The organism is Roseburia sp. AF22-2LB, assembly GCF_003461125.1.
Taxonomy (GTDB): Bacteria; Bacillota; Clostridia; order Lachnospirales; family Lachnospiraceae; genus Roseburia_C; species Roseburia_C amylophila.
The window spans coordinates 35296-50210 of sequence record NZ_QTWM01000010.1; the positions used below are offsets into that span (position 1 = coordinate 35296).

Below are 14915 nucleotides of genomic sequence, written 5' to 3' on the forward strand. Positions count from 1 at the left end.
CAGGAGACTAATTCTTTAGGGGGAAAATCTTTCAACTTTCTTCACTTTATAAAAATTTCGCAGTTTTTTTATTGATTTTATGACTTATTTATGTATAATAATTATGATGACGTAACTAGGATTTATAGTTTCTCAGTCAAGATATCATAAAAACCTGCTTTTTGCGGGCGATTATCATATTACTATATTTAAAGGAAAGAGGTAAAAAACAAAATGGCAGAAATCAATTTAAGCAAGTATGGCATTACTGGAACAACAGAAATTGTCTACAACCCATCCTACGAAACATTATTCGCAGAAGAGACCAAGCCAGAACTGGAAGGCTATGAAAAAGGTCAGGAAAGTGAACTTGGCGCAGTCAATGTTATGACTGGTATCTATACAGGTCGTTCCCCTAAAGACAAATTCATCGTTATGGACAAGAACTCCAAAGACACTGTATGGTGGACATCTGATGAATACAAGAACGACAACCATCCAGCATCTGAGGAAGCATGGAGTGCTGTAAAAGACATCGCTATCAAAGAACTTTCTAACAAAAAACTTTATGTAGTAGATGCTTTCTGTGGTGCTAACAAAGATACCCGTATGGCTATCCGTTTCATCGTAGAAGTAGCTTGGCAGGCACATTTCGTAACAAATATGTTCATCCAGCCTACTGAAGAAGAATTAAAGAACTTTGAGCCGGACTTCATCGTTTACAATGCTTCTAAAGCAAAAGTTGAAAACTACAAAGAATTAGGATTAAACTCTGAGACAGCAGTAATGTTCAACATTACAAGCCGTGAGCAGGTTATCGTTAATACATGGTACGGCGGAGAAATGAAAAAAGGTATGTTCTCTATGATGAACTACTATCTGCCATTAAAGGGCATCGCTTCCATGCACTGCTCTGCTAACACAGATATGAACGGTGAAAACACCGCTATCTTCTTCGGACTTTCCGGAACAGGTAAGACAACCCTTTCAACCGATCCTAAGCGTCTCTTAATCGGTGATGACGAGCATGGTTGGGATGACAACGGCGTATTCAACTTCGAGGGTGGATGCTACGCTAAGGTTATCGACCTTGACAAGGATTCCGAGCCGGATATCTACAATGCAATCAGACGTGACGCTCTTCTTGAGAACGTAACATTAGATGCTGACGGAAAAATCGATTTTGCTGATAAGAGCGTAACAGAAAACACCCGTGTATCTTACCCAATCAACCACATTGAGAACATTGTCCGCCCGATTTCTTCTGCTCCAGCAGCTAAGAATGTCATCTTCCTTTCCGCAGATGCATTCGGAGTACTGCCTCCAGTATCTATCTTAACTCCAGAGCAGACTCAGTACTACTTCCTGTCTGGATTTACAGCAAAACTTGCTGGTACAGAGCGTGGAATCACAGAGCCTACACCTACTTTCTCAGCATGTTTCGGACAGGCTTTCTTAGAGCTGCATCCTACAAAATACGCTGCAGAGCTTGTTAAGAAAATGGAAAAGAGCGGAGCTAAGGCTTACCTCGTAAATACAGGATGGAACGGAACCGGAAAACGTATCTCCATCAAAGATACTCGTGGTATCATCGATGCTATCTTAAGCGGAGCTATCTTAACCGCTCCTACAAAACAGATTCCATTCTTCAACTTTGAAGTTCCTACAGAGCTTCCAGGCGTTGATTCAGGCATCTTAGATCCTCGTGATACTTACGCAGATGCTTCTGAATGGGAGACAAAAGCATTAGATCTTGCTGACAGATTCATCAAGAACTTTGCTAAATACGAAGGAAATGAAGCTGGTAAAGCTCTTGTTTCTGCAGGTCCTCAGAAATAATTTTCCTGATAAGGAAATCAATAGAAACGGAAAACCGGATGTGATTCCACATCCGGTTTTCTTTATCTGTTTCTTATTTTGCTGCCAGATCCTTTACTACTTCACCTGCGATAATCAGTCCAGCGACAGATGGCACAAATGCCACACTGCCCGGAATATCACGCCGCTCCGTACATTTATGGGCTGCTCCCGGCGGACAGATACAGTTGGTTCTACAGCTGATTGCCATATCTTCAACTGGTCTGGTTGGCTGCTCTTCGGAATAAACCACCTTAAGCTTCTTTACGCCACGTTTCTTTAACTCACGGCGCATTACTTTTGCCAGCGGGCATACCTTTGTCTTATAAATATCTGCCACACGGAACTGACTGGCATCTAACTTATTTCCGGCTCCCATACTGCTGATAATCGGCACATTCATCTCCTGTGCCTTCATAACCAGTGAAATCTTCGCTGTTACCGTATCTACTGCATCTACGATATAATCATACTCTTCAAAAGGAAATTCATCCGCATTTTCCGGCAGGAAAAAGCATTTATGCACTTCTACCCTGGCATCTGGATTAATCTCTAAAATACGGTCTTTCATGACGTCTGTTTTATATTTTCCAACGGTCTTTCTGGTTGCAATAATCTGACGGTTGAGATTCGTCAGGCATACCTTGTCATCATCAATCAGATCAAAAGCTCCAACTCCGCTTCTTACCAGTGCTTCGCAGACATATCCACCTACTCCGCCAATTCCAAATACTGCAACCTTTGCATTCTTTAATTTTTCCATTGCTTCTTTTCCAAGCAATAGTTCGGTTCTTGAAAACTGTGTCAGCATCTTCTATCTCCTCTTCTTTGACTACGCTACATTTTACCGCGTCCTTATGTTCTTTGCAACAGAAAAATGCTGCACTCCCATTTCTGAAAGTACAGCATTTTTATTTTTCATTTCATGACTTTTCTATTTCCGATATATCCCTTTTCACTTATTTCATACGGCGTCCTGCATTTAATCTGCCATATGCTCCCGCAGCCACTCCTGCCGCAGCAATCAGTACAAGAAAATATAGGAATATCTGATTGTCGTCTCCGGTTTTAACCTGTGTGCTGCTATCAGACGTTGTTGCTGCCGGTGTCTGTAGCGAAGATGCGCCTGGCAATGTTGTAACAACATTACTTCCGGCGGTTAATGTCGTTCCATTATTATTTTCATTTGGCGTGCTTCCACCTGGTGTATTTTCCAGATTATTTCCGCCGCCCGGGTTTGACGGGTTTAAGCTGTCGGAAGAAGGAAGTCCTTTTTCTACTACAATCTGTGTTGCAGAAGACACATAATAATTGCGTGTTTCCTGATAACGTACCAGATAAGTTCCGTCGGCAAGTCCGGTCAATTCATTTTCTGTAATTGCGGTATAGGTAGTTCCATCAATACTGTATTCCATTTCCGCATTCACACCACGAATCTTTCCATCATTTTTGCCATCAATGGTTTCTGCTACTGCGGTAAGTCCTGTTGGTGCTCCACGATGTGCTTTGGTAATGCTGAAGTATTTTGTTACACTGTCTAAAAAGCGGGAACCACTGATAATTGCTGCAGCTGTATCACCCACTTCAATATTATCAACATAAGTAACCGTAAAATCCCTTCCTTCAGTTAATGTCATTCCATCATACGTTACGGTTACAGCCGGCTCTTTTCCTGTGCCATCATAGACAAAGGCAGCCGGGCTTAAAGTAATGTCCGCTTCTGCCAGCTTCTTATTACGAAGTACCAGATTTTTGGCACGATTTCCGGATTCATCCAGTACTGTAATATCAGTATCAACAAAAACTGAATATCCGAAAGGAATTAATTTGTCCAATGCCTGTTCCATTGCTGGTACATTTTTATAGTTTGCCAGACCACTTATCATGTTTTCTAGTGTAATTACAGAATCGTCATCCGGTGCTATTGTAATCATTTCTACAAAGAATGAGCAAGGGGATGCCTGTGAACCTACATGAAGTCTACTGCTCTTTAATTCCAGACCACCATTTGCAGTCCAACTTATCTCATGGATATCCGCTTCCACATTTTCTAATGTACATTTATCAGAAAGACTAGTATTTGCATCATTGAGCATTCTCAGGTTAAGCTTTCCATTGGAAACGCTTAAGTGATTCATGATATTAAATGCATCTAATGTTAAACTCTTCCCATTTAAATCAAGATTTACAGCCTTATATACAGAGGATAAATCAATTGTTTCACTGCTGTTCTTATAATCAACTAATAATTTTACAGTATTGTCTGCATTGGCATTATGGAATGCATCGGACAGGCTGTTATAATTTGTTACATTTCCGCTGGCATCTACAATAGCAGCCACCGGCTCCTGGTCATCACAAACAACACATTTTCCATTGATACGCTTTGGATGCGTACATCCGCTGGCAGTATATACGGTTCCATCTACGATGGCTCCTTTCTTTGTGCCGTCTACAAGCTGGATTACACCTGTTGCAGGAATCCCTTTCACCATGGAAGTTAATGCTGTTCCTTCCGTATTTCTCTTTAACGTAACCGTTCCACCTGCATTCAGGTCGACTGCATTCAAAGTCGAAATTACATATGTGCTGCCTTCCTGTTCTATTGTAATATCCCCATCAGTACACTCAATACTTCCACCTGCTCCACCCCAGGTAAGTGATGAATTTGTTGTTCCATTCTGTTTCAGTGTTACATCATTCTTTGCCTTTATATCAAGTTCTGCCTGAAACATCGGTACAGTTGCATTAGTTGAAATGCTTACTGCTCCTGCCAATGCCCGAATCGTCAGCTTACCATCTTGCATGACAGAGTTTGCAGTCTGTTCTATTGTAACATCCCCATTGGTTGAAGTTAATCTCACCTGTGGATTACTCTTGCTTGTTATTCCCTTCGCTGATTTTAAAGAAATATCTCCTGCAGCTTCAATCGTAAGATTACTGTCAGTCAACACCCCTGTGCTGGTATTTTCCAGTTCCACCTTTCCACCGGTATTTTTCAGGGTAACATTTTCTGCATGGAAAATTGGATAATAATCAGATGCAGAACTTAATGCAAGGTCTCCTTCTGTCTGTGTCAGGTTCAGTGTGGATACTCCACTGTCAATCATACCACATGGTGCGGTTATCGTAACTTTCTTTCCACTTAAATCAACCACTCCACTGCTCAAAGCAATTGGCTCTGAAGACGTTGATGCAGTTTCCAGTGTAATATCACCGGTTGTATCTATCTCAAATCTGCTGCCACCGTTTATTACATTACTATTACTTGTCACCTTAAAATTTCCGGTAAAATCCTTTGTGACAACGGCAGCACCGGTTCCGGCTAACAGAAATGCAGGAGAAGTTCCTTCTACAGTAAAATTTCCTGCTCCGGAAATTGTTAAGTTTCCGCCTGTTACTGTCACCGGATTCGGTCCGGAAGTAGCAATCTCCATATCATTATATACAGTCATGGTTGCCGTATCTTTATCAAAATAAATATAACCACCACTTTCCGGTTCTTCCCCTACTTTATCGACGCCACGAATCGTTGCAGATGGTCCCGGTGTAGAAGGAGGATCCACCGCCTTCACATACCAGCCCGTCTCTAATGTTGTAATTCCTATTTGAACGGATGCCGGCGTATCCTCTGCCTTTACCAATAGTCCGGCAGCATCTCCCATAAATAAGCCTGTCATCATAGCCAATGCCATCAAAAATGCCAGACATCGTTTTTTTCGTTTCTTTCCCATATTTCCTCTCCTTTTTTTATTTCTATTTCTTTTGTTCACACAGTTTCTATCTTAAGAAAACGCTTAAAATTTTGCAACCAATTCTTCCAAATTGTGATTTTATCTTCCTGATTGTCGATAAAAAATGATTTTTATTTTCTTTCAATATGTTATACTTGTTTCGTATCCGGTGTTTTTTACTTTTTATATACAGGAGAATAATTATGCTGATTTACTTATGCGAAGATTCTGAAAGCGATGCCTTACGGCTGAAACATCATCTGAATACATATGCCACGAAACATCATTGTAATATGGAGATTCTACTTTTTTCTTCGGGCGAAGAGATGATTCAATATTATAAGGAAGAAAAGCGTTATCCGGTTCTGCTGTTTTTAGATATCTATATGAATAACCAGGATGGTGTGGAAACAGCACGTATCCTTCGTTCACTGGGCTATGAAGGTGGCATTATTTTCACCACTTCTTCTACGGAACATGCCATGGCAAGCTATGAGGTAAATGCTCTTTACTATCTGCAAAAGCCTTACTCACACACAGATTTTCTCAATGCCATGAGCCGCTGCGATACGCTTTTAGAGGAATCCAATGAAGTATTTACCTTTTCTGTCCGTAGGAAGGAATATTCTCTTCCTTACTCAGATATTCTCTTTTTTGAAACCGGGCAGCACAATGTCCTGCTGCACGCTATATCAGAGACTTTTACGATTCCCGGAAACCTGACACAGCTTACCGAGGACTTTGCCTCTGTTGCCTGTTTTCTTCCGGTTGGCCGCAGCTATCTGGTAAACCTAAACCATGTCACTGGAATTCTGCAGCACGACCTTATTATGGAAGACCACTCCATTGTGCAGATTCCTTTTCGTAAACGTGACGAGGTAAGCAAGGCCGTTAATAGCTGGTTTGCAAAGCTTGAGAAAGAGCCAACTCCTCCCGGCTTATCCTAAGTCCAGATATTTCCCATGTTTCCAATGTACTCCTATTGCGAAAATGTTACAGACTTGTTACAATTCATTTGTACTTAGCTAAGACATGATTTCAAAGAAAATAAGGAGGACGAAACTATGTGTTTTAATTTCAATAGCTGTTCCGAGTTATTTAACACAATCTGCAAATTATTCAGACTCGGATGTTAATATGTTTTATGCGATTTGCATAATCACCAAAAAGGCTGTAACCCTTGAAAAATCAAGGATTACAGCCTTTTTTCTAGTTAAGCTGGCAACGGGAATCGGACCCGTGACCTCCGCACTACCAATGCGACGCTCTACCGACTGAGCCATGCCAGCAATTCTGTCGGAACTAATCCCGACTTGTAATACTATACTATAGAGAGCTATGATTGTCAATACTTTTCTACAGCATAATGTCAGATTTTTCTTTGCTATGCTCAATCTTCATATTTAACTTCCGGAACGGAATTGCAATTACAAGTCCAATCAGAAGTGAGATTATAATATAGATGCCCAAGATGCCGAGGCATTTCCAATAAGTCATTCCATACATACCACCAATGGTCTCTCGCAGGGCATCCATTCCATAAGGGAATGGGAAGAAACGGTAAATCCGCTGATAGATTGCCGGCAGTACTTCGATTGGGAAGGAACCGCCTGCTCCTGCTACCTGGATAACCATAATGACTACCGCCAAAGCCTCTCCGACATTTTCAAAGGCTACCGTTAATGCGTACATAAATAAGGTAAATACAAAGCTGCAGCATGCGCAGGCAAGCCAGAATAAGAACGGGTTATGGCATTGTATCTTAATATAAAATAAATCTCCCAGTGCAGTAATCAATGCCTGCACCTGTCCAATCAGGAAGAATGTAATATATCTTCCAAAGAATTTCTGGTAAGGTTTTGCATCCGGTATTTTCTCATCCGGAAGTACCTTTACATGAATGATTGCCACCAGAATCAACGCACCTACCCACAATGCCAGTACTGTATAGAACGGTGACATTGCCGAACCATAATTGGAAATCGGATAAATCTCTTTCGTCTCCATATTGACCGGAGAAGATAAGAAATCTCCTAACAAAGTCGGGTCGGTCTCTAAGATTTTCATCAAAGCCTGATACTGGTCACTGATTTCCAGAGCACTGAGACTTGTAATCACACTGTCAAGTCCGGTCTTCATTTCCTGTGCTGCTGCCAGTGAATCACTTAAGCTTTCATTTCCCTTATCGAGGGTTTCACTATAAGCATCCAACACTTCCGATACTTCATCAAAATCTCCATCGACACCATTTAAAATTGCCTGTGTCTGATTCAGCGACCCCTGCATGGACTGAATGGTTGTCTCCAGCTGACCTTTTACCGAATAGTCAAACGTATCTTTTAAAGCTTTTATTTCGGTCTTACAGGAAGTTATTTCGGTAGATATTTCAGTGTTTAAAGTATCCTTTGCAGTATTTAAATCTGTGACATTATTCTGGACACTGTTTAAATCTGCTTCAATTTTATCTAACTGTGCTTCGATTTCTGCAATCTGACCGGAAACACTTTCATCATCCTTCCAGTCTGCCACACTGTTTTCAAATAACTGGCGGATCAGCGGCATCATATTAATTGCGCTCTGCAATCCGCCGAAAGATAAATCACCATAGTCATCCAACTGATCTAAGGCATTCTGTATCAGCGTATTGATGTTGTCAAGGCTGTCGGCTGCTGTATTAAGATTTGCTGAAATAACCTCAGCCAAAGCACTGGCATTAAGGCTGCCGGAATTCAATGCTCCCTGCATGGTATTTACCGTATTCGAACCATCATCTACCATCGTATTCAGATTCGGCAGCATAACCTGTGTCGTATCAATCAGGCTGGATGCCGAATTGGTAATGCTGACAAAAGAATTCAGCAATGCAATATAGCCGTCCAAATCTCCGCTTAAATCATTAAGCTGTGTCAGGAAAAGATTCATCATAGAGCCGGAATCCATTCCATTTTCTACCATGACATCATTTACCTTTAACATGACTTCTGCCAGAGTGCTGACAAAGGTTGCATTAACCTGCTCCTGTACTGCCGTTTTTGCCTTGGATGTAATCTTTGGTGCAATGGCATTTTTCTTCTCATTTTCATAATAAATAATCTGCGGATTCTGTACTTCTCCGTTAAGGAAGCTTATCATTTTCTCGGAGAAATCCTCCGGAATAATCAGTGCCGCATAATATTCACTGCTGTATACACCGTCGGTTGCTTCATCCATGGTATCAGTAAACTGCCAGCCCATAGTCTGATTGGCTTTCAGGGCATCAATGACGCTGTCTCCGATATTTAAAGACAGACCTCCCATGTCAATTCCCTCATCTGCGGAATATACTGCTATCTTAAGATTTGATGTAGATTCCGGTCCATACGGGTCCCAGTTGGACAATATATTAAACCATGCGTACAGTGACGGAATAATAGAAAGACCTATTACAATAACCACTGCTACCACATTTGTGCTGACTCTCTTAAAATCCCGGTAAAAGATTCTAAAAATATTTTTCATGTGTTATCCCTCTGCTACTCCTTTGTGCTATCCGTTAAAAGTTCCTGCTCTGCCGTCTGAAGTACGGTACGAATCCGTTCTTCTACCTGGGCAATTCCATCGCCAATCAGTGCATCTCTCTCCTGTTGCTCCCGGTTAGAAATCTCATTTAATTTTTCCTGTAATTTATAGTCCGAATATTCTACGAAAATTAAATATCCTGCCAGAATAAACAGCGATACAATCCACAGAATCAAAAATACAATTTTTGAGCTTTCTGTCCAGAATAACAATGCCAGGAAAATCAGTGGAATAATGATAAGGCACCGCAATCCGATGCGGATACGTTTCTGGTTCTTCTTATGAATCTCCTGCTCATAGCCTAAAAGCATGTCATAAAGCTTTTCATAATCTTCTTTCTTTTCCATCTGCTCTTCACCTGCTCTCTTACATCATCTTCGTATCTTTCATTCGCTTTTCTACGAAATGATTGATACCCATAAATGGTATGCGAATCATCAGTCCGATTAACAATGCCGCTGCTGCGAAAATCAGAAGCTCTGCCAGATTCTTCTCATAGGTTCCGCCATACATGCCGCCAATGGTTTCACGCATGGCATTAATGGCATATGGGAATGGGAAGAAAATATATACCCGCCGGTAAAATTCCGGCAATATCTCAATCGGATATGTTCCACCGGAACCTGCAATCTGGATAACGACCATTACAACCACCAGTGCTTTTCCGATATCTCCAAAGGAAAGTGTCAGTGCATAAATTAACAGCGTAAAGGTAAAGCTCGTCAGCGACGCCGCAAACCAGAACAATACCGGATTCTTCACCTGGCAATGCAGCAGATAAATATTACCCAGCACAATAATCAATGCCTGTATCTGTCCCATCACAAAGAAAATGAGATATCTTCCAAGGAAAAGCTGATAACGCTTCGGATTCGTCAAATCCTTTTCGGATGCCTTTACCTTAATCAGTGCCACCAGTACAATACCGCCTACCCAGAGTGCCAGTGTTGTATAAAATGGTGCAACCGCAGAACCATAATTTTTAATCTCATAAACCTGCTTTGTCTCCACTTTTACCGGCTGTGCAAAGAATTTACCATAGGATTCCGGATCGCCGCCCAAAAGTTCCATGATAATCTGCATCTGTTCATCTTCCGATGCTTCATTCAGCTTGCTGATTGCCTCTTCTATCTTTGTATCACAGGTCTTCAGCAATGTCTGAATCTGTGTAAAGCTTTCATCTGTAGCATCTACCATATCTAAGGTTCCATCGAAAATGGTTTCCATGTCACCTAATGTATTATTCAGATTATTCAAAAGATTGGTTACATTGACCAGTATCTGGGATGCCGTATCCAATATTCCGGATACTCCAGGCACCAGATTATTGGTGTATACATTCTTCATATTTTCAATGGTCTTGCTGCAGGTAGACAATGCTGTATTCATTCCGCCTGTCACAGTATCTACCGCATCTTTTACTGCATCTGATGCATTGTCCGGCATCAGTGTCTCTAAAAGCTTCTGCATTTCTTCTGCATCCTGCTTCAACGCATCAATCTGTGACATCACATCATCCATATCCGTTTTCTGCTCGTCCGTAAAGCTCTCATCTGTCTTGAGTCCACTGATTGCTCCATAAAGCGACTGCAACTGGTCATTTAAAGTCTTAATATCATCCGTTGTTGTCTCAATACTTTCAGTTGTCTTCTTGGCAGAATCTCCCAGTCCGGCATTGGTAATATCCGTTGAAATCTTATTCAAAGAATTCTCAATATCCGTTAAGGTTGTCTCCACATTCTTGGAAAAATCTGAAAGTGTAGTATCCGTACTGTCTAATTGTGTCTTTGTTCCATTTAGGGAATTTACAGCTGAATCAATTTTATCTTCCACCTTTGACACACTGGAATTGGCTTCATCAATCCCTGCGCTCAGTTCTTCATTTCCGGACAGGAAGCTGTCTATCATGGTATCATAGTCCTTTAAATTCTGGCTGAGCTGCTCTAATTTCTGGCGGAATCCATCCACACCGCCATCTTCACTTATTTTCTCAGAAAGATTATCCATCTGGGCAAACATGGCACTTGCCGCTGTCTCAAGAAATGTCTCATTGATACTGGACTTTAATGTGCTCACTGCAGTATCGGTAATTTTCGTTGCAATGGCATTTTTCTTCTCATTCTCATAATATGTAATGGTCGGATTCTCCAGTCCTTTAGAAAAGATGCTGAACATGCTCTCGGAAAAGCGGTCACCAATAACTACTGCCGCATAATATTTTCCACTTTCTACTCCGCTGATTGCTTCATCAGAGCTGTCTACAAACTGCCAGCCTATGGACTTATTCTCCTTCAACTGCTCAATCACCTGAACACCCATGTTGACGGTTGTGCCATCCTCTAATTTCATTCCTTCATCTTCAGATGCCACTGCAATATAGATATTTCCGGTGTTGGCATAAGGATCCTCGTTGGAATAAATATTAAACCATGCATACAAAGATGGAATAAAACACAATCCGATTGCAATGACCAGTGCGAAAAAATTCCTGCAAAGTCCTCTTACGTCCTTACGAAAAATGTGAATGATATTTTTCATGCTGTTACTTCCCTTTCAACTTCTTCTTTAAACGCTGCAACGCATTATCCACAGCCTTCGGCTCTTTTCCCATAGCTTCTGTAATCTGCTCATAGCGAAAGCCCTGCAGATAATACGACAACACTTCCTGTTCCATTTTGCTTAAAGTTTCATTTACTTTCCGCTTGAAATCTTCCCGGTCTTCCTGACTGATAAATAAATTTTCCGGATTCGCCTCATCTATAGTCTCTAACACATCCGCCAGATTCCTGCCTTCCGAATCCTCACTATCTGCATAAAGGGGTACATACGAATTGAGCGGTGCATGCTTTTTCCGATTGGAAGCCTCCACCGCTGTATACATCTGCCTTGCAATACAAAGGTCTGCGAAATGAAAAAAGCTGCTGTCTTTATCCGGCTGATAATCCCGGACAGCTTTAAACAGACCAATCATTCCCTCCTGAATCAAATCGTCCGTCTCACCACCAATGAGATAAAGTGCTTTTGCTTTTTTCTTAACCAGACTCTTGTATTTGTCCATCAGATAATCTGTAATTTCTTTTTCACCACTACGAAGTGCTGCAATTAATTCCTCATCACTCATGTTCTGATAAGATTGCATCTCTCTCTCCTGTTAACTTAATCTCTGTCTTACAATTTCATAAGCTAAAACACCTGTTGCTACCGATGCATTTAAGGAGTCAATATCTCCCTTCATTGGAATCGATGCCACAAAGTCACAGTTTTCTTTTACTAATTTGCTGACACCTTCTCCTTCATTTCCGATAACCAGTCCGATAGAACCTTTTAAATCCAGATCATACATGGTTGTGCCACCCATATCTGCACAGACAAACCACATGCCCTGCTCCTTTAATTCCCGGATGGTATTGGTAAGATTGGTTACCTTTGCTACCGGTGTATAATAAATGGCTCCTGCGGATGCCTTTGCTACGGTAGCGGTCAGTCCCACTGCACGGCGCTTTGGAATAATGACGCCATGGGCACCTGCCAGATTGGCAGTACGGATAATTGCACCCAAATTGTGCGGGTCTTCAATATTATCCAGCAAAATGACAAATGGTGCTTCATTTTTCTTTCTGGCATTTTCTAAAATATCTTCTACCGTTGCATAAGAAAATGCTGCTGCCATGGCAATGACACCCTGATGCTTCTTCGTCTCTGACAACTGCTCTAAACGCTCTTTTGCCACAAACTGTACCAGCGTATCATGCTTTTTCGCTTCTCTTAAAATGGTCTGAATGGGACCGTCTTTACAGCCATCTAATACAAACAGCTTGTCTATGGTTTTCCCGGAACGAAATGCTTCTAAAACTGCATTTCTTCCTTCTATCTTCGTGCTTTCCGCCTGTGTGTTTTCCATCTGCATTTCTTCCATTCTACTTTCCTCCTGCCAGATCATTCTTTCCGGTCTTCACATTATAGTGTCTGATTGCTTCTTTCGCCAATTCCAAAATCCGCTCAAACTGATCCGTCAGATATAAATAGCCCATCAATGCTTCAAAGCCGGTGGCACGGCGATAATCTGACATAGTTGCGTTTTTTGCCATGGTCGGAGACTTGGCATTTCTGCCTCTGCGGTAAATTTCCGTTTCGTCTTCCGTAAGCATTGGAGTCAGTGTCTCCATCATCGTTGCCTGTGCATGTGCTTTCACCAGATGGCTGGTGGTCTGATGCAGACGGGATGCCTTGGTATTGCCTTTTCCAACTACAATGCTTCTTATGACAAGGTCATAAATGCCATCTCCTATGTAGGCAAGTGCCAAAGGGGAGTAGGTTGCTACATCCACCTTTGGCAGGTCAAAATATTCTTTGATATGGGAATCTATGCCTTTTTCCATTTTACACCCTCTCTGGTATCCTCTAAGACAATTCCTTTTTCCAAAAGTTCATTACGAATTGCGTCTGCTTTGGCAAAATCTTTTTCTTTCTTTGCAGCCTTACGCTCTTCGATTTTTTCTAATACATATGCTTCTAAATCTGCATCGATTTCATCGGCAGGATTTGCTGCTTCTCCCGCTGCTAAATCAAGAGATAATACATAATCAAAATCTTTTACCAGTGCAAGCTTGGTTGCATCGGTCATATCGGCTTTCAATACTTCATATACTACAGTCAGTGCCATGGAAGTATTTAAATCATCCTCTAATGCCTGCAGGAATTTCTCTTTGTATGCATCAAATTTATCCTGCTCTACTTCTGTAGACGCATCCAGTTTTGCAATGGTCTTACGAAGTTTTACATAGGAATTTTCCATATTATCCATTACTTCATAAGAGAATTCCAATGGCTTTCTATAATGGGACTGCAGACAGAACATACGATATACCAGCGGCAGATAACCTTTTTCTTCCAACAAGGAAACGGTCAGGAAATCTCCCTTGGATTTACTCATTTTTCCTGATTTATCATTCAGATGATGCACATGGAACCAGTAATTACACCATTTGTGTCCAAGATATGCTTCACTCTGTGCAATCTCATTGGTATGATGTGGGAAAATATTATCCACACCACCACAGTGAATATCCATATATTCACCTAAATGCTTCATGCTGATGCAGGAGCACTCGATATGCCAGCCCGGATAACCAACGCCCCATGGACTATCCCATTTCAGTTCCTGGTTATCGAATTTGGACTTGGTAAACCACAATACAAAATCACTCTTGTTGCGCTTATTTTCATCCTCAGATACGTCATCACGGACACCTACCATCAGCTCTTTTTCGCTCTGGCTGGAGAATACATAATAATCATCTAATTTTGATGTATCAAAATATACATTTTCTCCGGCAATATATGCATAGCCTTTCTCTAAAAGTACCTCTATCATATGAATAAATTCCGGGATACAATTGGTTGCCGGCTCTACCACATCCGGACGTTTGATATTTAATTTGGAGCAATCGGAAAAGAATGCATCGGTATAATACTTTGCAATCTCCATAACGGTCTTGTGCTCACGCTTTGCGCCTTTTAACATTTTATCCTCACCGGTATCTGCATCACTGGAAAGATGTCCTACGTCTGTTATGTTCATGACACGCTTTACATCATAACCTGCATAGCGAAGTGTTTTCTCTAATACATCTTCCATAATATAGCTGCGCAGATTTCCGATATGTGCAAAATGATATACGGTTGGTCCGCAGGTATACATTTTCACTTTGCCATCTTCGTTTGGCACAAAGGTCTCTACTTTTCTTGTAAGGGTATTAAAAATCTTTACGTTGTTCTCCATGTTAT

11 protein-coding genes and 1 tRNA gene are annotated in these 14915 nt (G+C 41.3%); 2 read left to right on the forward strand and 10 right to left on the reverse strand.

The window, feature by feature from the left end; all coding sequences use genetic code 11:
* Positions 1-213 precede the first annotated feature (213 nt).
* Entirely contained in the window at positions 214-1818 is a 1605-nt protein-coding gene (pckA, locus tag DWX96_RS12770; RefSeq protein WP_118057678.1) for a phosphoenolpyruvate carboxykinase (ATP), read from the forward strand.
* Positions 1819-1891: 73 nt separating this feature from the next.
* Here the strand turns inward: pckA and DWX96_RS12775 are convergent, their stop codons facing one another.
* Positions 1892-2647, reverse strand: a complete 756-nt coding sequence (locus DWX96_RS12775; RefSeq protein WP_022242242.1) for a tRNA threonylcarbamoyladenosine dehydratase — start codon at positions 2645-2647, stop codon at positions 1892-1894.
* Between the two features lie 148 nt (positions 2648-2795).
* Positions 2796-5570 (reverse strand): hypothetical protein, encoded by a 2775-nt coding sequence (locus DWX96_RS12780; protein ID WP_118057677.1) that lies wholly within the window; start codon positions 5568-5570, stop codon positions 2796-2798.
* Between the two features lie 203 nt (positions 5571-5773).
* Here DWX96_RS12780 and DWX96_RS12785 point away from each other — a divergent pair, with 203 nt between their 5' ends.
* Positions 5774-6517, forward strand: a complete 744-nt coding sequence (locus DWX96_RS12785) for a LytR/AlgR family response regulator transcription factor (RefSeq protein WP_158561855.1) — start codon at positions 5774-5776, stop codon at positions 6515-6517.
* Positions 6518-6786: 269 nt separating this feature from the next.
* On the opposite strand, the gene DWX96_RS12790 is transcribed toward DWX96_RS12785, so the two are convergent.
* The 8 genes from DWX96_RS12790 to cysS form a co-directional block, all read right to left on the reverse strand.
* Positions 6787-6859 (reverse strand) — tRNA-Thr (locus DWX96_RS12790).
* Positions 6860-6926: 67 nt separating this feature from the next.
* Positions 6927-9068 carry a YhgE/Pip domain-containing protein gene (locus DWX96_RS12795; protein WP_118057676.1) on the reverse strand — a complete coding sequence of 714 codons (2142 nt, stop codon included), beginning with the start codon at positions 9066-9068 and terminating at the stop codon, positions 6927-6929.
* A gap of 14 nt (positions 9069-9082) precedes the next feature.
* Positions 9083-9475 (reverse strand): hypothetical protein, encoded by a 393-nt coding sequence (locus tag DWX96_RS12800; protein ID WP_199534332.1) that lies wholly within the window; start codon positions 9473-9475, stop codon positions 9083-9085.
* A gap of 19 nt (positions 9476-9494) precedes the next feature.
* Complete coding sequence (locus tag DWX96_RS12805; protein WP_118057675.1) at positions 9495-11666, reverse strand: YhgE/Pip domain-containing protein; 2172 nt, start codon at positions 11664-11666, stop codon at positions 9495-9497.
* Between the two features lie 4 nt (positions 11667-11670).
* Positions 11671-12267, reverse strand: a complete 597-nt coding sequence (gene sigH / locus DWX96_RS12810) for an RNA polymerase sporulation sigma factor SigH (RefSeq protein ID WP_118057674.1) — start codon at positions 12265-12267, stop codon at positions 11671-11673.
* Positions 12268-12279: 12 nt separating this feature from the next.
* Positions 12280-13035 carry a 23S rRNA (guanosine(2251)-2'-O)-methyltransferase RlmB gene (rlmB, locus tag DWX96_RS12815; RefSeq protein ID WP_416390276.1) on the reverse strand — a complete coding sequence of 252 codons (756 nt, stop codon included), beginning with the start codon at positions 13033-13035 and terminating at the stop codon, positions 12280-12282.
* A 10-nt stretch (positions 13036-13045) separates the two neighbouring features.
* Complete coding sequence (locus DWX96_RS12820) at positions 13046-13507, reverse strand: Mini-ribonuclease 3 (RefSeq protein WP_022242900.1); 462 nt, start codon at positions 13505-13507, stop codon at positions 13046-13048.
* Positions 13492-14910 carry a cysteine--tRNA ligase gene (gene cysS / locus DWX96_RS12825; protein ID WP_117698606.1) on the reverse strand — a complete coding sequence of 473 codons (1419 nt, stop codon included), beginning with the start codon at positions 14908-14910 and terminating at the stop codon, positions 13492-13494. Before cysS ends, DWX96_RS12820 begins: the two co-directional genes overlap by 16 nt.
* Between the last annotated feature and the right edge of the window lie 5 nt (positions 14911-14915).